The sequence below is a fragment of the Yoonia sp. 2307UL14-13 genome (assembly GCF_037572755.1).
In the GTDB taxonomy this organism is placed as follows: domain Bacteria; phylum Pseudomonadota; class Alphaproteobacteria; order Rhodobacterales; family Rhodobacteraceae; genus Yoonia.
In genome coordinates, this window is sequence record NZ_JBBIFZ010000001.1 from 1,208,112 (window position 1) to 1,234,452 (window position 26,341).

Below are 26,341 nucleotides of genomic sequence, written 5' to 3' on the forward strand. Positions count from 1 at the left end.
CTTTCAAACCGCGACCGACTTTCGGACCAGGTCCCAATAGATCGTTTCGATCACGTCCATCGCCAAACGCCCGTCTTCGCGATACCAATGGCTGAGACCGGTCAAAAGCGCAATCAAAGCCATCGTCGCCACCCGCGTATCGGGCACGGCGAACACGCCCTCTGCCTCACCATCGCGCAGGATACATTCCAGTGCATCCTCATACGTCCGGCGCATGGCCTCGACCGCGGCGAAATTCTCGGGTGAAAGATTGCGTAACTCCATGTAGGAGACAAATACCTGATCCGGGCGCGGCAAATGAAACCGGATGTGGAAACGCGTAAAGGCCTCCAGCCGCGTCAGTGCATCACCTTCGATCCTCGCCGCTTTCAGCGCGTTCAGCAGATCGGCCATGTGGCTTTGCATCAGGTCGAACAAAAGGCTTTGTTTATCAGACGTATAATTGTAAAGCGCTCCGGCCTGCACCCCGACCTCGGCCGCGATCTGGCGCATCGATACGGCGGCATAGCCATGACGTGCGATCAGCCGCAACGCGCAATCGTGCACTTTGGGGCCGGTTATATCAGAATGTGAACCTTGCTTGCGCGCCATAAAGGTCATTTAACTGAACAGGTGTTCATTTGGAAAGGGGCTCTGCATATCTTGCCCTCGCTCTTTTGCGCTGCCAAACTCGAAATCGATGCGACTGTCCCCTATCATCCTGTGTGGTTTGACCGCCTGCACCACATTCCCGGTGCTGGATGGAACAATCACCGACACCGCGCGCGACGCACCCTATCCTCAACTTGGCCCGATCCCGACGCTGACGACGCCAGAGGCCGCGGTGCCCGACCTCTCAACCCGGATCGCCGCCTTGAACGCACGCGCGGCCCAGCTTAGGCAAACCGAGATCGGCGCGTTGCAGTAGACAAACGCTTTCGATAAGACCGCCCTGAAAACAAACAGATATTGGATCAGCGGAATGAGCGAACCACTGCGCCTTGGCATCGCGGGATTGGGCACTGTCGGGGTTGGCATCGTCCGGATCGTGCAGAAACATCAAGCGCTGCTTGCCGCGCGCGCGGGACGCCCCATCACGATCAGCGCCGTCTGCGCCCGATCACGCACCAAGAACCGAGATATCGATTTGTCGGACTATGCTTGGGAAGACGATCCCGTCGCACTTGCCAAACGCGACGATGTGGATGTTTTCGTCGAAGTCATGGGTGGCCATGACGGCCCTGCGAAAGATGCCACCGAAGCCGCGATCGATGCAGGTAAAGACGTGGTCAGCGCGAACAAGGCATTGCTGGCCATCCATGGCCAGGCTCTGGCAGAGGCGGCAGAGGCGGCGGGTCGCGTGATCCGGTTCGAAGCCGCCGTGGCCGGTGGGATCCCAGTGGTCAAAGCGCTGACCGAAGGGCTCGCCGGGAACGACATCACCCGCGTCATGGGCGTCATGAACGGCAGTTGCAATTATATCCTGACACGGATGGAGGATGCCGGTCTGAGCTATGAAGCCGTATTCGACGAGGCCAATCAGCTGGGCTATCTTGAGGCCGACCCGGAACTTGACGTGGGTGGAATTGACGCAGCACACAAGTTGGCTTTGCTGTCATCCATCGCCTTTGGCACCCAAGTCGATTTCGACTCCGTCGAATTGGACGGCATCGGCGCCATCACGATCGAGGATATCCGACAAGCTGCCGATATGGGATTTAAAATAAAGCTTTTGGGCGTGGCTCAACTGACCGGCCGCGGGCTGGAACAGCGGATGTCACCCTGCCTTGTGCCGGACACTTCACCGCTGGGACGGCTCGAGGGCGGAACCAACATGGTTGTGCTCGAAGGGGACGCGGTCAACCAGATCGTCTTGCGCGGGCCCGGCGCGGGTGAAGGACCGACAGCAAGCGCAGTGATGGGCGATATCATGGATATCGCGCGCGGGCACAGGATGACAACATTTGGCCAACCAGCCAAAACCTTGCGCAAGGCCCGCGCAGCCCGTGCCGCGGTGCCCGCGCCGTATTATCTGCGAATGCAGCTGATCGATAAACCGGGCGCGCTGGCCAAAGTCGCCCACGCCCTGGGCGAGGCGGGCATTTCCATCGACCGGATGCGGCAATATGGGCACGACGATGCCGCAGCTCCGGTGCTAATCGTCACCCACAAGACGACGCGGACGGCCCTCGAAGAGGCATTTGCCGACTTCAATACAACAGGGGTCGTGACGGGCGATCCGGTCGCGATCCGTATCGAGGCCGTGTGAAAGGTCTTGGCCCAACGAATTTTCGTTAAATTCGACACCAGCCGCCTTTAGCGCAAACAGGCTTGCTGTTGTCCGGCAGACAGGATTTAGCTGCCCTGACGTGACCAAAGGAATGACAGATGCCCAAAACGCCAGATTTCAACGATCGTATGCTATCCTTGGGTCTTGCCCGCGTGTCCGAGGCCGCAGCGATCGCCTGTGCTTCGCTGATCGGCCGGGGTGATGAAAAGGCGGCGGATCAGGCTGCTGTCGACGCGATGCGCAATCAGTTGAACCAGTTGGACATCGAAGGCGTCGTCGTCATTGGCGAGGGTGAGCGGGACGAGGCACCGATGCTTTACATCGGGGAAGAGGTCGGCACGGGCAAGGGCCCCGGCGTGGATATCGCGCTCGACCCGTTGGAGGGAACAACATTGACCGCCAAGGACATGCCGAACGCCCTTGCGGTGATCGCCATGGGGCCGCGCGGGTCAATGCTGCACGCACCCGACGTCTATATGGATAAGCTCGCCATCGGCCCCGGCTACAGGCAAGGTGTTGTGACGCTGGATATGTCACCCGCCGAACGGGTGTCATCGCTGGCCGCGGCGAAGGGATGTTCGACGAATGACATCACCGTGTGCGTCCTGGAGCGCCCACGCCATCAGGAAATGATCAGTGAACTCCGCGATACAGGTGCTGCGATCAGGTTGATCACCGACGGTGATGTGGCCGGCGTCATGCACACGGCCGAACCCGCCAAGACCGGTATCGACATGTATATGGGCTCTGGCGGCGCGCCCGAAGGTGTGTTGGCCGCTGCCGCGCTGAAATGTATGGGCGGACAGATCTTTGGCCGCCTTCTTTTTCGGAATGACGATGAAAAAGGACGCGCCAAAAAAGCCGGGATCACCAATTTTGACCGGGTCTACACCCGTGACGACATGGTCACCAGAGAGGTGATCTTTGCGGCGACTGGTGTGACCGATGGCTCTCTCGTGCCGGGGATCAAGCGCGAGGTAGGCTTTGTGACGGCGGAAACAATTCTCATGCGCTCGAAAACCGGCTCGGTGCGTCGGATGGTCTATCGCAATCCTATCGACTGACAACAGATAGGCATGGCGTTCAGTGTGGCCTGCTATATTGTGCCGGGCTATGAACGATATACGAGATCATGCGTTTCTTGGCGTCACGGAGTCCTTGACAGCACGTCGCTGGATCGGCCCTTCGATCGAGGAAGACAGGCTGTCCGAGGCTATGACACAAGAGACCGGCCTGCCCGCCCCGCTCTGTCGCATCCTCGTGAAACGCGGGATTCCCGCGCGCGAGGCGGGTGCCTTTCTCGCCCCGACCCTACGGGATCAAATGCCCGATCCGCGGACGCTGAAAGACATGGAAACGGCAGCGGCACGCTTTCGCGAAGCCGTCCAACGAAAAGAGAAAATTGCCATCTTTGCCGACTACGATGTCGATGGCGGCGCCTCTGCCGCGCTGTTGATCACGTGGCTTCGGGATATGGGTTTGCAATCCACGCTTTATATCCCAGATCGGATCGATGAGGGATATGGCCCGAACGAAGCGGCCATGGCTGACCTTGCCGCCAACCACGATCTGATCATCTGCGTCGATTGCGGGACGTTGTCTTACGGCCCCATCGCTGCAGCGAAGGGGGCGGACGTCATCGTGCTCGATCACCATTTGGGCGGTGAAACCTTGCCCGACGCCGCGGCCATTGTGAACCCCAATCGGCAGGATGAATCCGGTGATCTCGCCCATCTTTGTGCCGCCGCCGTCGTTTTTTTGATGCTGGTCGAAACCAACCGGCAAATGCGTGAGGCGGCGCAAAAAGGGCCCGACCTGATGGCGATGCTCGACCTCGTGGCGCTTGCCACCGTCGCCGATGTCGCCCCACTGATAGGCGTCAATCGGGCCTTTGTACGTCAGGGCCTTGCCATTATGGCTCGCCGTCAACGGATCGGGCTGACCGCGCTCGCCGATGTTGCGGGTCTCGATCAAAGCCCGACCAGCTACCACCTAGGCTTCCTCCTCGGGCCGCGCGTCAACGCTGGCGGGCGGATCGGTCAGGCCGACCTGGGTGCGCGTCTTCTTGCCTGCGACGATCCGCACGAGGCGGCGGCCATGGCGGAACGGCTGGACCAACTCAACACCGAACGGCGCGAAATCGAAAGTCAGGTCCGCGATCAGGCTCTTGCGCAAGCGACCGAGCGCGGGCTTGACGGCCCACTTGTCTGGGCGGCCGGCGAAGGCTGGCACCCAGGGGTCGTCGGCATCGTCGCGTCGCGGCTGAAAGAGGTCACCAATCGCCCCGCTATCGTCATCGGGCTGGACGGTGACATTGGAAAGGGCTCTGGCCGCTCGGTCAGCGGCATCGACTTGGGCGCCAGCATCCAACGGCTCTCAGCCGACGGGTTACTGATCAAGGGTGGCGGGCACAAAATGGCGGCGGGGCTGACCGTTGCCAAAGACCAGATCAACGCCGTCATGGACCGGCTCGGCGATCTTCTTGCAAAACAAGGTGCCGCTGATATGGGTCCCGCTGATCTGCGGCTTGACGGCTTGCTCATGCCCAGCGCCGCCAACGTCGATCTGATCACCCAGATCGAAAACGCAGGCCCCTTCGGTGCCGGCGCCCCTGCCCCGCGCTTCGTCTTCCCCGACTGCCACATCCACTTCGCCAAGCAGGTCGGAGCCAATCACCTGAAAATCAGCTTTGGTGACGGGATCGGGCAACGGGTTGACGGTATCTGCTTCGGCGCGATGGACACACCCCTTGGCCCCGCGCTGATCAAACACAATGCCGGGCGGTTTCACCTTGCGGGCCGCCTGGAAATCAACATCTGGCAGGGAAGACAATCGGCGCAACTGCGGCTGGAAGACGCAGCGCCCGCCTACTGATCACGACCAAAAAACCGCAAGAATCCTCTTGCGTGCCCCGGGCACTTTCCCTAAAAGCGGCGCACCAAGTGCGGTCCCTTCGTCTATCGGTTAGGACGCCAGGTTTTCAACCTGGAAAGAGGGGTTCGATTCCCCTAGGGACTGCCATTGGTTTCCCCGACACTCATAGATCGATCTCCAGCACACCGTCCTTTCGGGCCGCCCGTGACTGACACAAGATGATCGCGCCTTCCCGCTGTGACTTGGACAAAACGAAATCCCGGTGCTCCACCTCGCCCGCGACAAGACCACATTTGCAGACCCCACAAATGCCATCCGAACACTTGATATCCACGCGCACGCCATTTTCGATCAACACGTCGGCGGCTGACTTTTCTTCCGGCACATTAAACTCCCGACCCGAACGGGTCAGCCTGATCCGAAACGGCTGGTTCTCGTATTCCGGCTGTTCGGGGACAGAGAAGTATTCCAGATGCCGGGCGTCTTCCGGGATACCGGCACGTTCCGCCGCCCGCATCACGCTGGTCATGTAGCGATCCGCACCGCAGGTATAAAGATGTGTTCCAGCCATCGGATCAGCGAGAATGGTATCCAGATCGGCCCGACTGCCCTCGTCCGAGATATGAAGATGCACACGCTCCGCCCAAGGCACCACCTGCAGATCATTGAGGAAACCCATCGCCGTGCGGCTGCGCCCGGAATAGTGCAGCGCGAACGACGATCCTTGTGCATGCAATTCATGTGCCATCGCGATCATCGGGGTAATCCCGATTCCCCCGCCCATCAGGATCGAATGGGACGCATCACTCGCCAGCGGGAAATGATTGATCGGTTTCGACACAAAAATCCTGCGCCCTTCGGTGAAAATCCGATGCAACAGCTTGGATCCGCCCCGCCCTTCATCCTCGCGCAACACGCCGATCTGATAGACGGACCTATCCGCCGGATCACCACACATCGAATACTGGCGCAACGTGTCCGGGGCCACGACGATATCCAGATGCGCCCCGGCCCGCCATGTGGGCAAATCGCCACCATCCAGGCGTCGTAGTTCATATTTATTCACATCTTCGGCCATCTTTTTGATCTTCGTCACCGCCACCTGCACAACCGGGCTCTCGCTATCCGCCGTGTAGATATGGGCGACGTCGGCGACCTCACCCTTGACCAGCTTGGCCTTGTAGGCGTCAGCCGTGATCATCGCCTGATAAGCCTCGATCCCCTTTTCGCGATCCATATGGAAAGGATACGGATAGGGATGCGGCGCCAGAGGTGCGGGATAAACGGCCAGTGTCTGATCCTTGTATTTGAGGTCCAGGTCCTTCTGCAGCGATCGCTGATTCAAGGGCTTTTTGGTTGGCCGATAACCGCCATCCTCTTCGATCTCCAAGTCCCACCACCACTTCTTGACCGGGTTCAGTGCGCCGTTTTCGACCACATCATCCAGCTTCGCTAGAACAGGTGCGGCAGCGGGGACGTTCATGGCTGCCCAGCGGAACGGTTTTTCCTTGAAAATCCCTTCCAGATTCCACGGGCACGTTTTCATGCACCGCCCGCACATCGCCCCACCCGGAGTCGTGATCCGGTAGGTCGCGCATTTCTGGCTGTCGGACTTCCAGATCTCGTAGCCGTTGAACATCAGCTTAGGCCCCGCCGTGATCGCACCTGACGGACATTCGCGGGCGCATTTATTGCAGTTTTCGCAAAATCGCTGCAGACCGAAATCGATCGGCCTGTCATGCGCCATCGGCAGGTCCGTCGTCACCACCCCGGATTTCAGGCGCGGGCCCAGATACGGGTTGAGAATGACCTCTCCGATCCGCGACACCTCGCCCAAGCCCGACAGCAATAGCAAGGGCGGCTGCAGCACCTCGCCGTCCATCACCGTATGGGCCTTGGCCGGGTAACCCAAATTGCGGATTTGTTTGGCGATCACACCACCCAACAGGGAAAACCGCAGATAGGCTCGCATGCTTTGCGCAACGGCGATCCAATCATCACCGGACGACCCTTCCATCGTCTCATACCCCTGATCGACGATCATCGAGATCGCCTGATCATGCGGTGGATCGATCACCTCGCCCCGGGCGTCGTGGCTGTACCACGTCCATTCCGGGCAGCGTGAAATACCAACCGCATCGACACCTAGCCAATAGCTAGTGGCCTTGATCAAATCAGCCGCGTCCTGTGGGCCGAGCCTTGTGCGTTCGGCGGCAGGCTCACCATCCTGCAATAGGACAAACGCGCCAAGCGCCCTGCGCTGCGCCATCGCCGGAGCCGCCTTGCGCACGTAGTGGCCACCGCGCGATCCATCCTGCACATGCTTGCCCATATCGCCGAATTGCGCGCGCGCGAACATATCGGCCCGTTTCGGCACGCGCGCGACGCGCGGCTCATCGATGAAGGTCGTCGGCTCATCCACACGCCGCAGCCTTTCAAAGGGCAAGGCCCCATCGACGAACCGCCGTTTGGCATAAGGCACCGCATTCGCGGCAGTCTTCGAAAAACCCTTGCCAAATTTCCAGGCCAATCCAAACGCCGATTTTGGCTGCTCGGATAAAGGGGCCAAAGGTTGATCCGGCGTAAACGCGAACGACGTCGTGACCGCGGCAAGCCCGAACCTTGTTCCAATATAGGGATGGGTCAGCGCGCCATCCTCGACGGTCGCCAGCCCTGCAGCAACGGCGAGCCTGTTCAAATCCACATCCGATGCAGAAACGGTGTGCGCCCGCGCATCATAGCCCAACAACCTGATGTAATTGGCAAGCACGACAGCGGTTTCCGCCGACAGCAGGCCAGCCCGATGGGCCTGCGCGTCGCGCAACCAAGCGGTGCCAACCTCATCCTGGTCGGGCAAACGGGGATTTTCATACAGAAGAACAAGCGCGTGGCCATGGCCTTCAATCGTTGTCGGCGGTGCCTCCATCGCCTCTTTCAAATCGGCCATCACCTGATCGATGCCCGACGCGAGCGTTTTCGTCTGGCGGGTGCGCAGATCAGCGGACAGGCGGCCGACATCGGGGTTCGCCCAGGGCTGGGGCAGCATCGCCTGATCCGGCAAACGGCAGGTTCCCACCGCCGCCGCGTCAGCGAAATAGGCGAATGATTTCAGGTGATCAGCGCGTTCTTGCAGATCAGAGGGGACATCGCCCTTGGCCTTGTTGACCAGCCCATCGCGGATCGCATCCAGCATCGCCTGATGATCGCGCATCGCGTTCACGATCGAGAACGGATCGTCCGCTCGCTCAAAGACCAGCGGGGCGGCATCGGGGACCGCAGTCAAATCCGGGTCATCAGCGCGGCGCGACAACAACTCGGATGGATAAGGGCCCATGTGAACGGGCCGGTCCTTGTTCGAAAAGAACCTCAACGTCATACGACCATCTCTCGTTCAGGTGTTGCGCGCGACGGGGCCGATAGTCCGCCCCCATGGCAAGTCTATCGTCTGCACCAGATCACATCCCGTTCCCGCCCGCCAGCCGCACCAAGGCGCCGCGCCCCTGAATGACACGCCGCGCGACATTGCTGGCTGTCGTGATCGCCTCGGGGACGGGGACACCATCACAGAAATCAGCCAGAAAGCCCGCGTTGAAACTGTCGCCCGCAGCGGTCGTATCCACCACATCCGTCAGGATCGCAGGCTGCACGATACCTTCTTCATCCGCGTGCCGATAATGGACTGGTCCGGGTCCGTTCTTGACGACAACGGTCTGCGCTCCTTGCGCTGCATAGCGGGCGCAAGTCGCAGCGGTATTTACATCACCGAAACAGGTCGCTTCATCATCATGCGAGGGCAAAATGATATCGCTGACAGCAGCAGCTTTTGTTACCCATTCGCGCATCTGGCGCTGCCCTTCCCACAAACGCGGACGTAAATTGCTGTCAAAGGCGATGATAGCTCCCTTTGACCGGGCACGCGCCATGGCATCCAGCAACCGATCGCGCCCGTCGCCTTCTTGCACGGCAAGGGTTATTCCGGAAAAGTATACGATATCCGCCTCTTGCAAGGCCAAAAGATCCGCGGCCAAGCGGCGCGCTGCAGCCTCACCCCGCCAATAGGAAAACTGACGCTCGCCATCGCGAAGCGTGATAAGATAAAGACCGACGGTCCGGTCGGACATCCGCTGGATGTGGTCTGTTCCGATCCCGGCGTCACGAAGAAAGGCGACCATCTTGTCCGACATGGCATCGCGCCCCACCGCCGTCAGATAGTCGACCGACCAGTCCGCATGCAACTGACGCAGGTACCATGCGGTGTTCAGCGTGTCCCCGGCAAACCCCAATCGGTATTGCCCCGGCTCAATCGCCGGTGCCATCTCCACCATGGCTTCGCCCACCGCGACAAACTTCATGCATCGACACCTTCACCCTTGTCTGTGGGTGCAAGCTATCTGTGTGAAGCGGGCAATGTCCATGCATGGCTAGAGTATGACGGAAAGTATGTGTTTAGCGGATAATAAGTGCAAAGTGCATTCGCAATGGTCTGAAAAATGATGCAAAAAATTCATCTCTGCCGTACGATTTGCTTGGTCAGAGGGTGGATTCGATGCTGAGGTTCCACTACTGCAAAGGGTGGGGAGGCCTGCGAAATGGAAGAACGCGCGCAGCTGGTCGGGCGGCGGACCAGTACGGATGTGGTATACGAGTATCTTCACCAGGAAATCGTAACCCTGAACCTGCGCCCCGGCGCCAAGATATCCGAAACAGAGATCGCCGGTCGTTTCGGCATTTCGCGTCAACCTGTGCGCGACGCATTCGCCCGACTCGCGAACGAGGATCTGTTGCTGGTCCAGCCACAAAAAGCCACCGAAGTTCGTCGCTTTTCCGAACGAAAGATCAGCAAGGCACGTTTTGTCCGCATGGCGGTCGAGGTCGAGGTGCTGCGCAACGCAGCGCTTGCCTGGGATGGCAACGCCGATCAGGCAATTCGCGAGAACCTCACCCTGCAGGAAAGGGCTGCTGCCGACGGAAACGCCGCCGAGTTTCACGCTCATGACAAAACGTTTCACGATATGTTGTGCGAGGCGGCGAATGCTCCCCTTGCCGGCGAGGCGATCAACGAAAACCGCGCGCCTGTCGACAGGCTTTGCGTTCTCAGTCTCGTCAATCGCGAAGAGCTGGCCAACCTTCTACAGGACCATCGGGACATATTCGGCCGATTGCAGGCAAATGACCCCGACGGGGTCGAAACCAGCATCCGCAACCATCTTGGCCGTCTCGACAAAACCATTGCCAATATTCGTGCCGTGCATGAAGGTTATTTCGACACGTGAAGCGGCGAGACGTGGCGCAGTCTGTTTTTCATTTTAAAGCAAATAATTAACTGCGTATCCTCATGTATAGGAATAGACGCGCCAATGACGGGTTGAACGTTAATGTCGATTTCGATGACGCCGCAATGTCCGGAATACTTTTCTAAGGGCCCTACCAAACCATCGACGATCGGCAACTTGCGGCCAACATCCGTTCAATGACATTCCCGCCGACGAAGTGACCGAAGATCGTTCCATCGTCGGCGTCTTCGCATCGGAATGACCGTGTGGCGGGGCCCGTCGGCCCCGCAAACCTCCGATTCACGATTGCCATGCGCAGGCCAATGGCTACCTTTGTGGCAAACCAAACCAAAGGAAACGCGCATGTCCCTGAAATATCTGCACACGATGGTCCGCGTGAAGGACCTCGAAAAATCCATAGCCTTCTACGAATTGCTGGGCCTGAAAGAAACCAAGCGATTTGACAACGAAGGCGGGCGTTTCACGCTGGTGTTCATGGCGCCTCCGGGGCAAGAAGAATGCCCGGTCGAACTGACCTACAACTGGGATGGCGACGACGCGCTGCCATCAGACAGCCGTCACTTCGGTCACCTCGCCTATCGCGTGCCCAACATCTACGATATCTGCCAACACTTGATGGAAAACGGCGTGACCATCAACCGCCCACCACGTGACGGCCACATGGCCTTTGTCCGGTCACCGGACAACATCTCGATCGAGCTGTTGCAAGAAGGCGATAACCTCGCTCCGGCGGAGCCGTGGTCCAGCATGGAAAATACCGGCCATTGGTAAGGGCGATCGCCCTGGCTCTGGTCTGCTTTTGGGCCGGTCCAGCGTCGGCCTGTCGATTGGCGCTTGTCCTTGCGCTGGATATATCATCCTCGGTCGATGCGGCCGAGGATGCCTTGCAAAGACAGGGACTGGCCACGGCCCTTGTCGCCCCTGAAGTTCAAAATGCGTTTTTCATCAGCCCCGATCCGGTCGCCCTACTCATCTTTGAATGGAGCGGGCGGTACAACCAGCAGGACCTGATGAACTGGACGATGATCAGGACACCGGACGACCTTAGCGGGGTCGCGGCATTACTGGCGACCAGTAAACGCAGCCATGACGATTTTCCGACCGCCATCGGTCATGCCTTGGCCCATGCGGCAAACAGGCTGGCAGAGGCACCCGATTGCCGGGCACAGACCATCGACATCTCAGGCGATGGCGAAAACAACGATGGTTTCACCCCGCAAGAGGCCTATGGCCGCTTTGCGCTTGATGGCGTTACCATCAATGGCCTGGTTATCAACGCCGCCGAATTCGAAGCCGAGACGCAACTGATCCCGTTCTACCGTGATCAGGTGATCAAGGGACCAGATGCCTTCATCGAGGTCGCCAACGGCTTTGCCGATTTCGAGACTGCCATGCGGCGCAAACTTGTGCGCGAGTTATCGGCGCTTGTGGTCGGCAATCATACTACCTCGAGCAGGTCACCGTCATGATGGTGCATCGGGATCAAAATCCGGGGTCGCCGTTCTCTGCCCGACGCATTGCCGACGTTTCGCCGACGCCGCGCCGAGCCGTCATTCGGCGATTGACCGCCCTTGGCGCGACGCTGCTCACACTCCTTCCACCTCTCGCCGCCCACGCCGCCTGCCGTCAGGCGCTGGCCCTTGGTCTTGACGTATCCGGCTCGGTCGATGGGCATGAATACCGCCTGCAGCTGGATGGTCTGGCGACAGCCCTCTCAAGCCCCAAAGTGCAAGAGGCACTGTTGGCCCAACCGGACGCCCCGGTGCGCATAACGGTCTATGAGTGGAGCGGACCCCGGGATCAGAATGTCATTCTACCGTGGCTGACCATCAACGATATCAACGATCTGAATACGGCGATCGGGGCGCTGACGGCGCATCGACGGCAACCGGCGGCACCAACAACCGCGATCGGGGCGGCGCTGCTTGCCGGTTTTGCACTCTTGCGCGAGCAAGGCACATGCTGGCGTCGAACGCTCGATATCTCGGGGGATGGGCCAGCCAATACCGGACCCCGACCGCAGGACATCGATCCCGCACGACAACCGCGCGGCGTGATCGTCAACGGTCTCGTTGTCGGTTCAGGCGACCTTATCACCGGTGACAATCGTTTCGCGGACATCAAAGAACTGTCATCGTATTACCGCCGCAACGTCATCCGTGGGCCCGGCGCCTTCGTAGAAACAGCCCTGGGGTTCGAAGATTACGCTGCGGCGATGGAACGAAAACTTCTTCGTGAATTGCGAAGCCTGGCGATCGGCGCTGTGGATGGCGACACACCGATCTTTCCGATGTCGCCCAGCGCCCAAAACTAAACCGGATGTTGCCCAGCAAAACGGTCCAAAGCCCCGTTGCACAACAGTCCGAAAATGACGAAGGCCGATATCAAAAGATATCGGCCAGAACCAATACACTGATTACACAAACTCGGTCGCCCTGACACAACGACGCCGTTCCGTCGGTTGCCGTTGTAAACAGCAACTTCTCAGTAGATGTACCTGATTTGTTCTGTCCAGTACCGCTCGACCCGGCGCAAAGATTCGCTAATGTCTTCGATACCTTCATGATCCAGCACACCACGATCGACCAACCCCTTGGCATGAGTGGCGAACAGCTTTTCAACAACCGCACGCACATCGCGACCCTTCTGGGTCAGCCTTACCCGCACCGATCGGCGGTCGATCTCGCTGCGTTCATGATGCATGCAACCCATCTCGACCAGTTTCTTGAGATTGTAGGACACGTTCGAACCTTGATAATATCCGCGCGTTTTCAACTCTCCGGCGGTGACCTCATTATCGCCGATGTTGAACAACAATAGTGCCTGCACGGCGTTTATCTCAAGCACGCCGACACGTTCGAACTCGTCTTTGATCACGTCCAAAAGCAGCCTGTGCAACCGCTCGACCAGCGTCAGTGTTTCCAGGTAAGAGGTCATAAAGCCCGCACCGCGTGCCGCGCTCACCCCGTCCATATCCGGACCGTCAAGGTCTGTATGAATGCTCATGTTCCACTCCGTCATCTACGCGAGATCAGAGATAAATCAAAAGCAAAAACATTCAGTTAAAAGCTAAAATTGATGCTATTTCAGTCGGGTTGCGCTACGCCCTGCGCCTGCGCCGCGATGCGCCCGATCAGACCAGCATATTGCCCTGGCACCGAAAATTGACCGCCGATCCAACAGTATAGATCATGATCATTCTCGGACAACAGCCGATCGTACAACGCGATATCCTCAGCGCTCAGATCGGCCAAATGGGCGGTGGCAAAGGCGGACAGGATCAGGTCCATCTCTTTGATCCCGCGTCGCATCGACCGCATGTGCAACCGCTTTAGTCGGGCTTCGGCGCTTTCGCTCATGCCTGCTCTTTCAACGCGGTCCGCAGCCGTTTTTCCAACTGGCCCAGTTTTTCACCCGACTGCACCATCTCGGTGCGCAAAACGCGCATCTCGGCCAGAAGGTCGGTCAGGTCGGTTGCCATTGGGATCGCATCATCCGGCACGTCCGGCCCCTCTCCCTGTCCGGTCAACAGCCAGCTGAGCGAAACACCCAATAGCCCCGACAGCATCTGCAAGCGATTGGCGCGCGGCTCTTTCAGGTCGTTTTCCCATGCGGTGATGACCGCCAGCTTCACACCGATCTTGGCCGCCAGCGTCTCTTGGCTCAGCCCGGCAGCCTCACGTGCACCAGCGAGCCGGTCGCCGAACGTTGCTGCCTCTTCACTGAACCACTTGCTGTGTTCCGTCATGCCGCCACCCTTGCGTTTCTGCACATGCACATTCTATGTCATGCCAGCCACCACATTACCACCGGATGACCCCATGACCTTTCTTTCCGCGACACTCGACCGCGTCAAACCGTCTCCGACCATCGCCGTGACGACAAAGGCGGCGGAACTGAAAGCGGCAGGGCGCGACGTGATCGGCCTTGGCGCGGGTGAGCCCGACTTTGACACGCCACAAAACATCAAGGATGCGGCGGTGAAGGCCATCGCGGACGGCAAGACCAAGTATACGGCGGTCGATGGCATCCCGGAATTGAAAGAGGCAATCTGCGCCAAATTCAAACGCGACAACGCGCTTGACTACGCACCTGCGCAGATCACGGTGGGGACAGGCGGCAAACAGGTCCTCTACAACGCCTTCATGGCAACCCTGAACCCCGGTGATGAGGTCATCATCCCCGCCCCCTACTGGGTCAGCTATCCCGATATGGTCCTATTGGCGGGCGGCACACCTGTGCCGGTCGCGGCGACATTGGAGGCCAATTTCAAGATCACCGCCGAACAGCTCGAGGCCGCGATCACCCCGAAAACCAAATGGTTTCTCTTTAACTCACCTTCCAACCCAACCGGGGCTGGGTATTCTTGGTCAGAGTTGAAAGAACTGACGGACGTGCTGATGCGTCACCCGCATGTCTGGGTCATGACCGACGACATGTATGAACATCTGGCCTACGGCAGTTTCAAGTTTTGCACCCCCGCACAGGTCGAACCCGGGCTTTTCGAACGAACGCTGACGGTCAACGGGGTGTCCAAGGCCTATGCCATGACAGGCTGGCGGATCGGCTATGCAGGCGGGCCAGAACATCTGATCAAGGCGATGCGCAAGGTACAGTCACAATCGACCTCCAACCCGTGTTCGGTCAGCCAGCATGCGGCGGTCGAGGCGTTGAATGGCACACAGGAATTTCTTGCACCCAACAACGCGCTTTTTGAACGGCGGCGCGGCCTGGTTGTGGATATGCTTAATAAAGCGCCGGGGATCATCTGCCCAAAGCCCGAAGGGGCATTTTACGTCTATCCCTCCATCGCAGGCTGCATCGGCAAGACATCGACGGGCGGTACGCTGGTCGGAAACGACGAAGTCTTCGCGACCGCCCTTCTGGAAGAGACCGGCGTCGCCGTGGTCTTCGGCGCAGCTTTCGGCCTGTCGCCCAATTTCCGGGTCAGCTATGCGACATCGGACGCAGCACTGAAAGACGCCTGCACGAGGATCATCACCTTTTGTGAAGGGTTGAGCTAAGCCCCGATCCATCGCGTCCGGTTGGTCATAATGTCGCACCGTGATATCCTCCGAACAAAACCGGAGGACCGTCATGCGAACCACCATCCTCGTCGGCACAACCAAGGGCGCTTTCCTCGTCACCAGCGAAAAAGGCCGCGCAGATTGGCAGGTCAGCGGTCCGTTCTGCAATGGCTGGACGATCAACCACATCATCAGCGACGGCAACACAATTTGGGCTGGTGGCGGTGGCGACTGGTCCGGCGCCGGTATCTGGCGGTCCGAAGACCAGGGCGCGACTTGGACCTGCACCAAGCTGACCAAAGGAACCATGGACGATTGGGCAGCAAGTGATCCCGATTTCGCGGCGATGATCGGCTGGACCGACACACCACCACCTTTCGACGAGGAATTTTCCCAAATCTGGTCGCTGAACCATAACCACGGCACGCTATATGCCGGAACCAAACCGGCCAATCTGCTCGCCAGCCACGACAATGGCAGCACATGGGAAAAGCTGGACGCGCTTACCAACCATCCCTCGGCCGGTACGTGGAATCCTGGTGCCGCAGGATTGACACTGCATACCATCGTCGGTGACCCGGCGAACAAGGACAAGCTCTGGATCGGGATCTCGGCAGCGGGTGTCTTTGCGACCGAAGATGGCGGACAAAGCTGGGAACGGCGCAACCGGATGTCCAACGCGGAAAGCTGTGTGCATGACCATCATGACGATCCTGTCGCTGCGAAAGGTGGCGATACCGGGCATTGCGTCCACAACATGATGCGCGCACCAGGGAACGGCGACAGACTCTATCAGCAGAACCATCAGGGTGTCTGGCGGTCAAACGATGGAGGGCGATCATGGGACGACATCAACAACGGGCTGCCGTCAAATTTCGGCTTTCCGATCCGGGTCCACCCGCATGACCCGGACACGATCTGGACCATCCCGCTGAACGGGGACAGCGCCGGTCGCTACCCACCTGACGCCGCCGCAGCAGTCTGGCGATCCCGCAACGCGGGCGATACTTGGGAGGCGCTTCGCGACGGCCTGCCGCAACAGGCGTGCTATTTCACAGTCTTGCGCCAAGCCATGGCCGGTGACAGCCAGCATCAGGCCGGGATTTACTTCGGCACCAACAGCGGCTCGATCTTCGCCAGCACCGACGAAGGCGACCACTGGGAAGAAATCGTGCGGCATCTGCCGACGGTGCTGGCGGTCGAGATCGTCGAACACGCCACCTGAACCGGCAATTCGATGCGTCCGAAAATGGCCATTGGCCGAAATCCGTTCAAATGCCGTACGAGGTCGCGCATGACGTCGACCATTCACGCAGCGTGCCGGAATTCGGCAATGACAACGGCTGGCACGGCACCTAGTTCTGTGGCATCGATCATGATGAGAAATGGCAGTTCATCCGGAACTTGATCTGCGGACCATACGCCACCACCAGAACGAATTGCGCAAGATAGACAAAGGCTTGGAAAGGCAATCCGATATGTTACCCTGTGGCGGCATGGATGAGGCCACCACGATGACAGACCTTCCCGCCTATTACTTTCGTATTCGTCACACCGGCGCTATCGTTTTCCGGATCACCACGGACAACCCGGACAATCGGATCGATATGGATCAGATCGCGGTCGTGAATACGCGGCGGGGCGACTACAAAGCGCATGGTGACCGCACCCTGACCACGGATGACGAACAGGCAATCTCTGATTGGTTAAACGCGCGCACGGCCTCGCGACAGACCCGTGCCCGCGCGCAGGTGGACCAACTGCGCGAAACGGTCAATCGCACCGCACAATGGGCCCAAACCGAGGCCGGGGACGATGATCTTGACGATGTTACGGATGACCTTTTGATGGCGATGCACGACTTGCGGCAGGTCCTCGTTCGCAAACGGGCAGAGCGTCTGAGGTAGGCGTAATCAGTCCATCCGGACCATCGGGTAGACAATCGCCAAGATGGTAAGGTCAGTACCGTCTCAAACAAAGCCGCCATCATGAACCGTTTCAGCAGGTTTCCTGCGGCGAATACTACAATCACAACAGGCGTCACTCTGGCGTCGTTGATCTTACGCCAATGCGGACCAAAATCTGAACATAGCTAACTTATAATGCGGAATCGAAAGCGGCAGATCAACGCATGATCCGCTTTCTTGAAAACACTGAAAAACCAGGGTCACACGTCGATCACCATCGTCTCGGGCCGACCCACACGGCACAGATCGCAAATCCGAACCGCTTCTGTCACACCCTTCATCACCAATGCGGGGAAATCCGGCAGATCAAAAGGATCCGCGGTGCTAAAATCGACCTCGTAACCCAGATCGGCAAATGAGGCGATCGACATGCGGCTCAGCGGCCTGTCCGCACCCGACAGAAAGCCCGTCAGCAATTCATCACCGAAAATCAGCTCGCGCCAATGCGCCTCGCGCGTACCTCCCCCGCCGGTATTGGCGATGGGAACGCCCGTGCCGCCATCGGGATCAAGCTCTAAAAATTCACGCGCGGCCCCCGTACCGATAAAGCGCGGATCATTCGTACCCGTCCCCGCGATCAGGTTCTGGCGGGACCAAAGCGTGCCAAAGCCCAGCACATGTGCCATCTCGTGCAGGATAACATCCGAGAAACTGCCATCTGCTTCCAATCGGGCAATGTCGGCGTCGTCAAACTGCATGATCCCTGTGATCGGCAGACCGGTATCACTGCGCAACGCGCGCGGCCCGGCCTGCCCAAGGATGCCTTCCGGACCATCGATGGTCACGATACTGGCATCGATCTGCAAACCGCGAAGCGTGTCCCCCTCGAAATCCACCGGCTCAAACGACGTGTCCATCACACGATCCCACTTGGCGGCCGCATTTTCGAACACCTGACGGCGGGGGGCCGACATCTCACCGGTGAAAACAAGCGTGATCATGGCAATCCTCCTGCGCTAAGGTACGACCACTCAACCGAAAGATGCCGGTTTTGACCAGAGCGGCAACGCCAAACCGGCAGGAAGACGCATGCATGAATGCCTTCGCACCGCTGGATGTCGCCGAAGACGATGCGATGTTTGCTAGCCCACGTGGAACAACGACGCGAAAAGCCGTGGGTCCAGGCTTTCGACAGCGAATGTCTCACCCTCGGTCAGCACCGATACCGCGTCGTGGCTGTGTAAACTTTCCTGATGGCTGGCGATCACGCGGAAATCGGTGACACGCTGATCACGTTGCAGCTGTTGCGTGAATAGCCGCGCGGCATCTTCGACAAAGATCGGGTTAGCGGCGTTCAACTCGGCAAAGGCCTGCTCATCCTCGCGTTTCACCATGACCTGCGTCTCGGTCGGCACGGCGGCACGGGTCAGGTCGATCAGGTCCTCGAACCACATGAGGCCCGCATCATCGTCCAGCAGGACGGAGATGCGTGCGACCGACCGCTGCGAGTGCGGCGTCGCCAGCTGCCCCCGGAATTGCCGCGCATGTTCGCTGAGTTCCAGCGAGCATGGGCAGGTCGACGAATAGACATAGTCCAGATGCACGATCTTCTTGCGCACCCCAGCGCTTTCCACCAACTCGAGTGCGATATCGTAATATTGATAGCCGGAAAGGCCCGACCGCAGGCTTTTGACTTTCATCGGAAAGCTGAAACGCATCTGGATGCGGGCGTCGAAGCTTTCCAAATCAGTCTTGTAGGCGTCGAGCGCCTTGGCAATCACCTCGAAGCTAAAAGTTTCCTCGGCATGCTTATAGAATGTCCGCATGATGCGGGACATGTTGATGCCCTTCTTTTCCGCCTCGAGAGATACGGTACCGGTGACGGATGTCTCAAGCGTCAGGTCGCCGTTATCGCGGGTATGGAACCGAATGGGCAGACGGAAGTTTGAAATCCCGACATGCTGAATTTGCTGCTTCGCACCACGGATCAGGCTGGACGGACCGTTTTGCAGGTCGGGCATTGAGGCCTTGTAGGCATCATCCACTTTAAATGCGTCAGGGTAGGCGCGCGCCAATGCGGGGTAATTCGACACCTCTTGCCCGGGGATCAGGCGAGACACCAACGGATCGAGCGTCGCAATCTCTTCGGGGCTGACATCACCCGCCCACCGCCGAAGAAGGGCAAGCGCCGCTTCGGCCTCTTCCCGTGTCGGTTCGCGGTCCATATCGGGGGAATGAATATTCATCGGAGTTCCCTCCTCTGCTGCATCAGGACCCAATAGATGGGTCCGCCCTTCGTCATTTCCAACGATATCTTCCAAAATGCGGAAAAAAGACGGGCGCTGGTCGGTCATCGGCAGGTTTCTCTCAAACACTGGGCGGCGAAAGCGCCGTGATTTCAGGGCGATAATGTTGCATTAAATGTGCGACAGGGCAAATGGACGGCATTTGAAGATACGGTATCGGTGCACTGCATCAGGTAGGCTGCGCTAATCGACCAACCATTCAAATCAACGCCCCCCTCGAACTCGGCCTGCCATTGCGAACAGGGTATGCCCTGATATCGTGCGGACGATGACGTTGACCTATGTTCCACCAAACGAATTCTTGACGCCGCGCCTAAGGCTGCGACCATCTGCGATGTCCGACGCCGAAGCGATTTTCAACGCCTATGCAACAGATCCCCATGTGACCAGATACCTCAGTTGGCGGCCGCATAAAGCCGTGCAAGACACGCGCGCGTTCTTGGCGCTGTGTGATCGCGCGCGCGCCGAGGGCACCGATTTCGCCTATGTGATTGAAGATCGCGACAAAGGTTTGACGCTTGGGATGGTCGAGGTCAGGGTTCAGGACCATGCCGTCGAATACGCCTATGTGTTGCGCCGCGATCATTGGGGCCAAGGCATCATGACCGAGGCGCTTTCCGCGCTCGCGGACAACGCGCTGGCGCACCCGGCGATTTGGCGCGTCTATGCGCTATGCGACGCCGAGAACCCTGCTTCCGCAAAGGTCATGATGAAGGTCGGCATGATCTATGAGGGCGTCCGGCGGCGGCATGCCATCTACCCGAATCTTTCGGTCGAACCGCGCGACGGTTTGGTCTATGCAAAAGTGTGTTAGCGTATCTATTGATCTCGGAACGGAACGGCATTTGGTATCAAGGATACTCGATCGCCAATGAATTTATGATTAAAATTCCCGATTTGCGCCTGTGCCGACATTCGTTTGCAGCGCAGAACTTTGGGGGGGGGCAGTAATGTCCCACACCCTCAAAGCCTATCCAATCGCCGCCCTTAAATCACCCAATAGATCATCGGTATCCTCCAGCCCCACGCTGATCCGGATCAGGCCGGGCGTAATGCCAAGCGCCGCCTTCGTCTCATCCGACAGCCGCTGATGTGTCGTCGTCGCTGGATGGGTGGCGATGGATTTGGCGTCGCCGAGGTTGTTCGAAATGGTCACGATCTCCAGCGTATTCAGCAGCTTGAACGCTGCCGCCTGAGACCCTGCATCGATGGCCAGCACCGTGCCCCCTGCCCCCATCTGCGCCTTGGTCAGCGCATGTTGCGGGTGGCTGGGTAGCCCCGGATAGATCACCTGCGCCAGTTTCCCATCGGCGTGCAGCCCTTCCGCAATCGCTTGCGCGCTGGCGGTTTGCGCACGCACCCGCAGGTCGATCGTCTCCAGCCCCTTCAGCATCATCCAGGCGGTGAAGGGCGACATGGAACCACCGGTATGCTTCATGTAAGGTTCGACCGTTTTGCGGATGAATTCCTGCGTCCCGAGGATCACTCCGCCCAGCGCACGGCCCTGTCCGTCAATATGCTTTGTCGCCGAATAGACGACCACATCGGCGCCCTGCGCGATGGCGTCCGAGTAGACTGGGGTGGCAAAGACGTTGTCGATGATCACGGTCGCATCGACCGCATGCGCCAAAGCCGAAACCGCCTTGATATCAATGACTTCCAGCGTGGGGTTCGAAACGCTTTCAAAGAACACGGCCTTGGTATCGGGCCGGATCGCCGCGTCCCATGCGCCCAAATCGGTGCCGTCAACGAACGTGACCTCGACGCCGTAGCGCGACAGCACATCTTCGAGGATGTAAAGGCATGACCCGAACAGCGCACGAGCCGAAACCACATGATCGCCCGCCTTGAGCATCGAGGTCAGCGCCCCGTTCACTGCCGCCATACCTGACGCTGTCGCAAAACCGGCCTCGGCCCCTTCCAACGCGGCGATCCGGTCTTCGAACATCGCGATGGTGGGGTTGCCGTAGCGGGCATAGATGAACTCGTCCTCGCCCGCCTCGATAAACCGCGCCTCGGCGGCTTCGGCCGTGTCGTAGACAAAGCCTTGCGTCATATAGATCGCTTCGCTGACCTCATTATATTGGCTGCGCCTGATCCCGGCATGGACGGCCTTGGTGCGTTTGTTCCACGTATCGCTCATCAATCCTCGCGCCCTTTCGCGCATCAAAAAACCCCGATACCGGTCAAGGCATCGGGGCTGCGCCCGTCCCTTTTAGCGGCATGTTTAACGTGGCCCGCAATCCGGTCACAAATCGCCACATAGGTGGGATAGTCCTGCACGGCGGCGGCGTCAATCCTCCAACAGCGCCTGCGCACCGCGCTGCATTGCTGCGGCGACGCGCGACAGACCCGCAAAGTTCGCCGCCATGAACACCGCCTTGTCCCCTCCCGGCACGAAAGCGGCTGTAGCGTACCACATCGTGTTCGATCCGTCATGACCGCGCCAGTCTGGCGACGCAGCGACCCATCCCATCGCATAGTCGGCATCCTGCCCTGCACTATGCAGACGCGCCCAGCTGTCCTCGGTCAGAAAGCGCGGATCCCGCAAGGCATGCGCCCGCAGATAGGTCAGCATATCCGCGACAGAGATATGGACCGTGCCCGCAGGCCCGAGCGCCGGGACATTATCGGCCGTGGGCCCCGGCGTCATAGGCCGCCGGAGGAATAGGCTATGCCCGCGGGGCTGGTCGATGGCGTCGGTCGTGCCCGGCGCGCCGAACCCCGCGGATGTCAGGCCCAACGGGTCAAAGACATGGTCCTGCATCAGCGCCTCCCATGTCTGGCCTGTACTTTGCTGCAGCATCGCGCCTGCGACCACATAGGCGGCGTTGGAATAGGTGAATTTGCCGCGCTCGCCCGGCGCTTTCGTCAGAACAAGCTGCGCATAGGCAATGCGGTCGACCATCATGTCGCGGCTGGTGATGCTGCCCAACATCGCCCGTGTTTGCCGGATCGTGATGTTGGGCCGGATCCCACTACGATGGGTCAGCAGGTCGGCATAGGTCAGATCGGCATAGCCCGGATGCAGATCTTCGATCACCTCACCCAGAACAGCACCGACCGTATCATCCCAGCGGATCATGCCAGCCTCGGCCAATCGCGCGATCAACGTACCGGTCATGGACTTGGTGATGGAACCGATATGCCACAGATCATCCCTGGTCACCGGCACGTCGTCGCGATTGCTGCGCAAACCCCCGGCGGCGATGCTGATCTGGCCATCAACAACTACGCCCGCAGCAACGCCGGGCGCGCCGGTCTCTGCCAACGTCTGATCGACCCAGGCTTGCGGATCGAACTCGGCGGATACGGGCGTGGCAGAAAGCGTCAGGGCCAAGAGACGGTGCAACCATGTCATTCATTGGAAATGGGTGCAGCCGGTTCGGTGCACAAGTGATTGCGGGGACATCTTTTCCCCGCCATGCTGGGTTTGCCCAACAAAGGACAGCGCCATGCCCGACCCCATCGACCTGTATTTTTGGCCCACGCCCAATGGCTGGAAAATTTCGATCGCGCTCGAGGAAATGGACCTGCCTTACAATCTGCATTTGGTCGATATCGGGGCCGGGGATCAGTTCAAGCCCGATTTCCTCAAGATCGCGCCCAACAACCGGATGCCTGCGATCATTGATCCTGACGGGCCCGGCAGCATGCCGATCAGCCTCTTTGAGTCCGGCGCGATCCTGCAATATCTCTCCCGCAAGACAGGTCGGTTCTATGGCGAAACCGAACGCGACCGGATCAGCGTCGATCAATGGCTGATGTGGCAGATGGGCGGTCTTGGCCCGATGGCCGGTCAGGCGCATCACTTCCTGAAATATGCGCCCGCGATGGACCCGCCCAATGACCTGCCCTATGCCAAGGACCGCTATCGCAACGAAACGGCCCGGCTTTATGGGGTGCTGGATCGACAACTGGCGCTGCACCAATACGTGGCAGGCGATTTCTATTCGATTGCTGATATGGCCTGCTGGGGCTGGGCGTCGCTTTGGGAAGGGCAGCAGCAAACACTGGATGACAAACCGCATATGGCCCGCTGGCTGGACGAACTAAGCGCGCGCACCGGTGTGCAGCGCGGACGCGCACTGGCCGCGGAAAAGCGCGGCGATTTTCGCAAGGACAAGGCCGCACAGGACAAATTGTTCAATCGCAAAGGGTAACCTTTTCTTAGGGCCGGCACGTTAGACCAAAAGGGGAACAATGATGCGAGTGCCCGAATGCAGTACCGTCCACACCGATACAACACCCAGTACCCCGTCGAAATTCACGGACCCACCGGATTACAAAAGGCGCATGTGATTGATGTGCACAACAACGGGGCGCGGATCGAAGGCATTCGCGGCTATTACCGGGGCGACAAGGTGCAGATGGCATTCTTGAACCACCGGGTCGAGGCGGTGGTCCTGTGGTCCGCCAACGGGCGGATGGGCCTGACGTTCCGGCCCGGGATCAGCGATGATCAGGTGGACACATTACGCTACCGGCGGGATGGGCGTGCGGGGCGGCGCGGGGCCGTCGGGTTCGGCTTTGCCGAGATGCGTTAGGTCACGTCTTCCTCGGCGGGCCCATCCTCTTCGATCAGATATTTCTGCAACCCGATGATCTGTGCCCAAAGAAAGACGAACAGAACAGCCGGGAAAGCAAAGGTTTCCAGTTTCACCCACAAATCGGTCGATTGGGTGCGCCAGATCACCTCGTTCGCTACAGCCAGCAGCGCGAACATGAACGTCAGGCGGCGGGTGAAGATCATCCATCCTTCCTCGCGCATGGGCAGAAATTCTTCCATCACGTATTGCAGATAGCTCCGCCCACGCAACAGGCCGATCATCAGGATGCCTGCCATGCTGCCATAAACGATACTGGTCTTCATTTTGAAGAACCGCTCATCATTGAACCACGCCGTCAGGCCGCCGAAAAAAATGACCATGAAGGCCGTGAACACCTGCATGCGGCTCAGTTTGCCAGTCATCATCCAAAGAATGCCCATGGCCACAAGCAGGATCGGCACAAAGATCAACGCTGCGACGATAAAGCCCGTATATTCCGTATCACCAATGACAAAGACATCATCCCTGATCCGCAGATAGATCAGGAAGAACACCAATGTCGGTCCCAGTTCCAGGACCTGTTTCAGAACGGGACTTATGGTTTTTTCGGCCATGTGCTCTCCTTCAGCCTCCCATTTCCACGATCACGGCCCCCAACGCAACCAGCGCCATCGGCGACGGGCGCGGCCTCATATGTGGTGGGAACGCCAATCAACCCAATGGCAGCACGGTAACTCAGCACGCAATCCAGCTTGGTCATCTTGGGTGCGATATCCGCGTGGGCGGGCATGGCCAACCCAACAAGAATGGCCGCAACACGCTTCATCCATCCAAACCCACAAGCGCCGCGGCAAATTCTTCCGGGTCGAATGGAGCGAGGTCATCGATCTGCTCACCCACCCCGATCGCGTGGATCGGCAACCCGAACTTGTCAGCCAAGGCAACAAGGACGCCGCCCTTTGCCGTGCCGTCCAGCTTGGTCATCACAAGGCCTGACACGTCGGCCAATTCCTGAAAAACCTTCACCTGCTGCACCGCATTCTGCCCCGTCGTCGCGTCCAGCACCAACAGCGTGTTATGCGGCGCGTCCGGGTCCTTCTTACGGATCACCCGCACGATCTTGGCCAGCTCCTCCATCAGGTCGGCCCGGTTTTGCAGCCGCCCCGCCGTGTCGATCATCAAAAGGTCGGCACCATCCGCCTGCGCTTGCGTCATCGCATCAAAAGCCAGGCTCGCCGGGTCGGACCCTTCGGGCGCGGTCAGCACCGGCACTCCTGCCCGTTCGCCCCAGACCTGCAACTGTTCAACGGCTGCGGCGCGGAACGTGTCACCGGCGGCAACAACCACCTTCTTTCCCGCTGCTTTGAACTGGCTGGCGAGTTTGCCGATGGTCGTCGTCTTGCCCGACCCGTTGACGCCGACGACCAGCACTACCTGCGGTGTCCTGGCATAAAGCGGCATGGGCCGGGCGACACCGTCCATGATCCGCGCGACTTCTTGCGCCATGAGTTGCTTGATCTCGGTCACCGAGAGCTTCCGACCCAACCGCCCCTCGGCCATGTTGGCCGTGACTCGCAGGGCTGTATCCACCCCCATATCGGCGGTGATCAGCAGCTCTTCAAGCTGTTCGAGCATGTCGTCATCCAACGTGCGACGGATGACGGGGGCCGTCTCGGCGCGGCTGAACATGCGGCCGAAGAGGCCTTTCTTCGGGGCTTCCGGTGCGGAGGCGTCGGTCAACGGGGCGGTGATATCGACGTTGAGCTTGACCGGTTCAGATGGAGGCACCGGCTCGGGGGTCGGGGCCGGTTCAACCTCTCCGCCGTCCCGGACTTGATCCGGGACCTCTACCGCGGGTTCCGCAGGAGGCTCCGGATCGGCGTCCGGGGCTGCGTCGGTGCTTGGTGCAGCGTTCTCCCGGACCTCAATGTCCGGCTCCGGTAGAGGTTCCGGGTCGGCGCCCGGGACAGTGGGCTCTATCGCCGTCTCCTCCCCGCCATCGCTGACGATCGCGTCCAGCCCCGCGTCGATCTTCGACGAAGACTTGAACATCCGATCCTTGAGCTTTTTGAAAAACGACATCGCGCACGGCCTTAAATCATTGCTGGCAATGA

At 59.3% G+C, this 26,341-nt stretch carries 27 protein-coding genes, 1 tRNA gene and 1 riboswitch; of the genes, 15 read left to right on the forward strand and 13 right to left on the reverse strand.

All coding sequences use genetic code 11. The features are described from left to right. Positions 1-3: 3 nt before the first annotated feature. Positions 4-591, reverse strand: a complete 588-nt coding sequence (locus V8J85_RS06235) for a TetR/AcrR family transcriptional regulator (protein WP_339952814.1) — start codon at positions 589-591, stop codon at positions 4-6. Between the two features lie 88 nt (positions 592-679). On the opposite strand from V8J85_RS06235, the gene V8J85_RS06240 reads away from it, so the two are divergent. From V8J85_RS06240 to V8J85_RS06260, 5 genes are all read left to right on the forward strand, one after another. After that, positions 680-907, forward strand: coding sequence for a hypothetical protein (locus V8J85_RS06240; protein WP_339952815.1), 228 nt, complete (start codon positions 680-682; stop codon positions 905-907). Between the two features lie 54 nt (positions 908-961). After that, a complete protein-coding gene (locus V8J85_RS06245) occupies positions 962-2,248 on the forward strand; it encodes a homoserine dehydrogenase (RefSeq protein WP_339952816.1) in 1,287 nt (428 codons plus the stop codon). Positions 2,249-2,367: 119 nt separating this feature from the next. After that, positions 2,368-3,333, forward strand: a complete 966-nt coding sequence (gene glpX, locus V8J85_RS06250; protein ID WP_339952817.1) for a class II fructose-bisphosphatase — start codon at positions 2,368-2,370, stop codon at positions 3,331-3,333. A 49-nt stretch (positions 3,334-3,382) separates the two neighbouring features. Beyond that, positions 3,383-5,143: a single-stranded-DNA-specific exonuclease RecJ gene (gene recJ / locus V8J85_RS06255; protein ID WP_339952818.1), complete on the forward strand. Its 1,761-nt coding sequence runs from the start codon at positions 3,383-3,385 to the stop codon at positions 5,141-5,143. A gap of 72 nt (positions 5,144-5,215) precedes the next feature. Continuing rightward, positions 5,216-5,290, forward strand: a tRNA-Glu gene (locus V8J85_RS06260). 16 nt (positions 5,291-5,306) lie between these two features. Here the strand turns inward: V8J85_RS06260 and V8J85_RS06265 are convergent. Next, complete coding sequence (locus tag V8J85_RS06265; RefSeq protein ID WP_339952819.1) at positions 5,307-8,519, reverse strand: 2Fe-2S iron-sulfur cluster-binding protein; 3,213 nt, start codon at positions 8,517-8,519, stop codon at positions 5,307-5,309. A gap of 79 nt (positions 8,520-8,598) precedes the next feature. After that, positions 8,599-9,495 carry a sugar kinase gene (locus tag V8J85_RS06270; protein ID WP_339952820.1) on the reverse strand — a complete coding sequence of 299 codons (897 nt, stop codon included), beginning with the start codon at positions 9,493-9,495 and terminating at the stop codon, positions 8,599-8,601. A 237-nt stretch (positions 9,496-9,732) separates the two neighbouring features. Here V8J85_RS06270 and V8J85_RS06275 point away from each other — a divergent pair, with 237 nt between their 5' ends. The 4 genes from V8J85_RS06275 to V8J85_RS06290 all read left to right on the forward strand — a co-directional run bounded on the left by V8J85_RS06275 (position 9,733) and on the right by V8J85_RS06290 (position 12,751). Then, complete coding sequence (locus V8J85_RS06275; RefSeq protein ID WP_339952821.1) at positions 9,733-10,416, forward strand: GntR family transcriptional regulator; 684 nt, start codon at positions 9,733-9,735, stop codon at positions 10,414-10,416. A gap of 363 nt (positions 10,417-10,779) precedes the next feature. Continuing rightward, positions 10,780-11,208 (forward strand): VOC family protein, encoded by a 429-nt coding sequence (locus tag V8J85_RS06280; protein ID WP_339952822.1) that lies wholly within the window; start codon positions 10,780-10,782, stop codon positions 11,206-11,208. Next, on the forward strand, positions 11,175-11,906 hold the full coding sequence (locus tag V8J85_RS06285) for a DUF1194 domain-containing protein (RefSeq protein ID WP_339952823.1): 732 nt from the start codon (positions 11,175-11,177) through the stop codon (positions 11,904-11,906). Before V8J85_RS06280 ends, V8J85_RS06285 begins: the two co-directional genes overlap by 34 nt. Then, positions 11,903-12,751 (forward strand): DUF1194 domain-containing protein, encoded by an 849-nt coding sequence (locus V8J85_RS06290; RefSeq protein ID WP_339952824.1) that lies wholly within the window; start codon positions 11,903-11,905, stop codon positions 12,749-12,751. Before V8J85_RS06285 ends, V8J85_RS06290 begins: the two co-directional genes overlap by 4 nt. 170 nt (positions 12,752-12,921) lie before the next feature. On the opposite strand, the gene V8J85_RS06295 is transcribed toward V8J85_RS06290, so the two are convergent. The 3 genes from V8J85_RS06295 to V8J85_RS06305 all read right to left on the reverse strand — a co-directional run bounded on the left by V8J85_RS06295 (position 12,922) and on the right by V8J85_RS06305 (position 14,185). Beyond that, complete coding sequence (locus V8J85_RS06295; RefSeq protein WP_445285875.1) at positions 12,922-13,443, reverse strand: MarR family winged helix-turn-helix transcriptional regulator; 522 nt, start codon at positions 13,441-13,443, stop codon at positions 12,922-12,924. Between the two features lie 80 nt (positions 13,444-13,523). Further along, entirely contained in the window at positions 13,524-13,796 is a 273-nt protein-coding gene (locus tag V8J85_RS06300) for an FAD assembly factor SdhE (protein WP_339952825.1), read from the reverse strand. Then, positions 13,793-14,185 carry a helix-turn-helix domain-containing protein gene (locus tag V8J85_RS06305; RefSeq protein WP_339952826.1) on the reverse strand — a complete coding sequence of 131 codons (393 nt, stop codon included), beginning with the start codon at positions 14,183-14,185 and terminating at the stop codon, positions 13,793-13,795. The genes V8J85_RS06300 and V8J85_RS06305 overlap by 4 nt, the downstream gene beginning before the upstream one ends. A 73-nt stretch (positions 14,186-14,258) precedes the next feature. Between V8J85_RS06305 and V8J85_RS06310 the strand changes: the two genes are divergently transcribed. The 3 genes from V8J85_RS06310 to V8J85_RS06320 all read left to right on the forward strand — a co-directional run bounded on the left by V8J85_RS06310 (position 14,259) and on the right by V8J85_RS06320 (position 17,371). Further along, complete coding sequence (locus tag V8J85_RS06310; RefSeq protein ID WP_339952827.1) at positions 14,259-15,461, forward strand: pyridoxal phosphate-dependent aminotransferase; 1,203 nt, start codon at positions 14,259-14,261, stop codon at positions 15,459-15,461. 73 nt (positions 15,462-15,534) lie between these two features. Continuing rightward, entirely contained in the window at positions 15,535-16,689 is a 1,155-nt protein-coding gene (locus tag V8J85_RS06315) for a WD40/YVTN/BNR-like repeat-containing protein (protein ID WP_339952828.1), read from the forward strand. A gap of 271 nt (positions 16,690-16,960) precedes the next feature. Beyond that, the gene (locus tag V8J85_RS06320) at positions 16,961-17,371 is read left to right on the forward strand and encodes a hypothetical protein (RefSeq protein WP_339952829.1); all 411 of its coding nucleotides are present in this window, start codon (positions 16,961-16,963) and stop codon (positions 17,369-17,371) included. A gap of 260 nt (positions 17,372-17,631) precedes the next feature. Here V8J85_RS06320 and V8J85_RS06325 read toward each other — a convergent pair whose 3' ends face one another. Next, positions 17,632-18,372 (reverse strand): leishmanolysin-related zinc metalloendopeptidase, encoded by a 741-nt coding sequence (locus tag V8J85_RS06325; RefSeq protein ID WP_339952830.1) that lies wholly within the window; start codon positions 18,370-18,372, stop codon positions 17,632-17,634. Between the two features lie 141 nt (positions 18,373-18,513). Beyond that, positions 18,514-19,617: a GTP cyclohydrolase FolE2 gene (gene folE2 / locus V8J85_RS06330; protein WP_339952831.1), complete on the reverse strand. Its 1,104-nt coding sequence runs from the start codon at positions 19,615-19,617 to the stop codon at positions 18,514-18,516. 328 nt (positions 19,618-19,945) lie between these two features. On the opposite strand from folE2, the gene V8J85_RS06335 reads away from it, so the two are divergent. Further along, entirely contained in the window at positions 19,946-20,491 is a 546-nt protein-coding gene (locus V8J85_RS06335; protein ID WP_339952832.1) for a GNAT family N-acetyltransferase, read from the forward strand. Positions 20,492-20,647: 156 nt separating this feature from the next. Here V8J85_RS06335 and metZ read toward each other — a convergent pair whose 3' ends face one another. Together metZ and V8J85_RS06345 are read right to left on the reverse strand one after the other, a co-directional pair. After that, positions 20,648-21,820, reverse strand: a complete 1,173-nt coding sequence (gene metZ, locus V8J85_RS06340; RefSeq protein WP_339952833.1) for an O-succinylhomoserine sulfhydrylase — start codon at positions 21,818-21,820, stop codon at positions 20,648-20,650. A 51-nt stretch (positions 21,821-21,871) separates the two neighbouring features. Continuing rightward, a riboswitch (SAM riboswitch) is annotated at positions 21,872-21,949 on the reverse strand. 21 nt (positions 21,950-21,970) lie between these two features. After that, positions 21,971-23,038, reverse strand: a complete 1,068-nt coding sequence (locus V8J85_RS06345; RefSeq protein ID WP_339952834.1) for a serine hydrolase domain-containing protein — start codon at positions 23,036-23,038, stop codon at positions 21,971-21,973. A 94-nt stretch (positions 23,039-23,132) separates the two neighbouring features. Between V8J85_RS06345 and V8J85_RS06350 the strand changes: the two genes are divergently transcribed. Together V8J85_RS06350 and V8J85_RS06355 are read left to right on the forward strand one after the other, a co-directional pair. Beyond that, on the forward strand, positions 23,133-23,840 hold the full coding sequence (locus V8J85_RS06350) for a glutathione S-transferase N-terminal domain-containing protein (protein ID WP_339952835.1): 708 nt from the start codon (positions 23,133-23,135) through the stop codon (positions 23,838-23,840). Positions 23,841-23,897: 57 nt separating this feature from the next. Further along, complete coding sequence (locus V8J85_RS06355) at positions 23,898-24,224, forward strand: PilZ domain-containing protein (protein ID WP_339952836.1); 327 nt, start codon at positions 23,898-23,900, stop codon at positions 24,222-24,224. Here V8J85_RS06355 and V8J85_RS06360 read toward each other — a convergent pair. From V8J85_RS06360 to ftsY, 3 genes are read right to left on the reverse strand one after another with little or no spacing between them, the layout of a single operon-like run. Beyond that, the gene (locus V8J85_RS06360; protein ID WP_339952837.1) at positions 24,221-24,841 is read right to left on the reverse strand and encodes an inner membrane-spanning protein YciB; all 621 of its coding nucleotides are present in this window, start codon (positions 24,839-24,841) and stop codon (positions 24,221-24,223) included. The genes V8J85_RS06355 and V8J85_RS06360 overlap by 4 nt on opposite strands. Continuing rightward, on the reverse strand, positions 24,823-25,053 hold the full coding sequence (locus V8J85_RS06365; RefSeq protein WP_339952838.1) for a hypothetical protein: 231 nt from the start codon (positions 25,051-25,053) through the stop codon (positions 24,823-24,825). Before V8J85_RS06365 ends, V8J85_RS06360 begins: the two co-directional genes overlap by 19 nt. Then, positions 25,050-26,309, reverse strand: a complete 1,260-nt coding sequence (gene ftsY / locus V8J85_RS06370) for a signal recognition particle-docking protein FtsY (protein WP_339952839.1) — start codon at positions 26,307-26,309, stop codon at positions 25,050-25,052. The genes V8J85_RS06365 and ftsY overlap by 4 nt, the downstream gene beginning before the upstream one ends. Positions 26,310-26,341 lie beyond the last annotated feature (32 nt).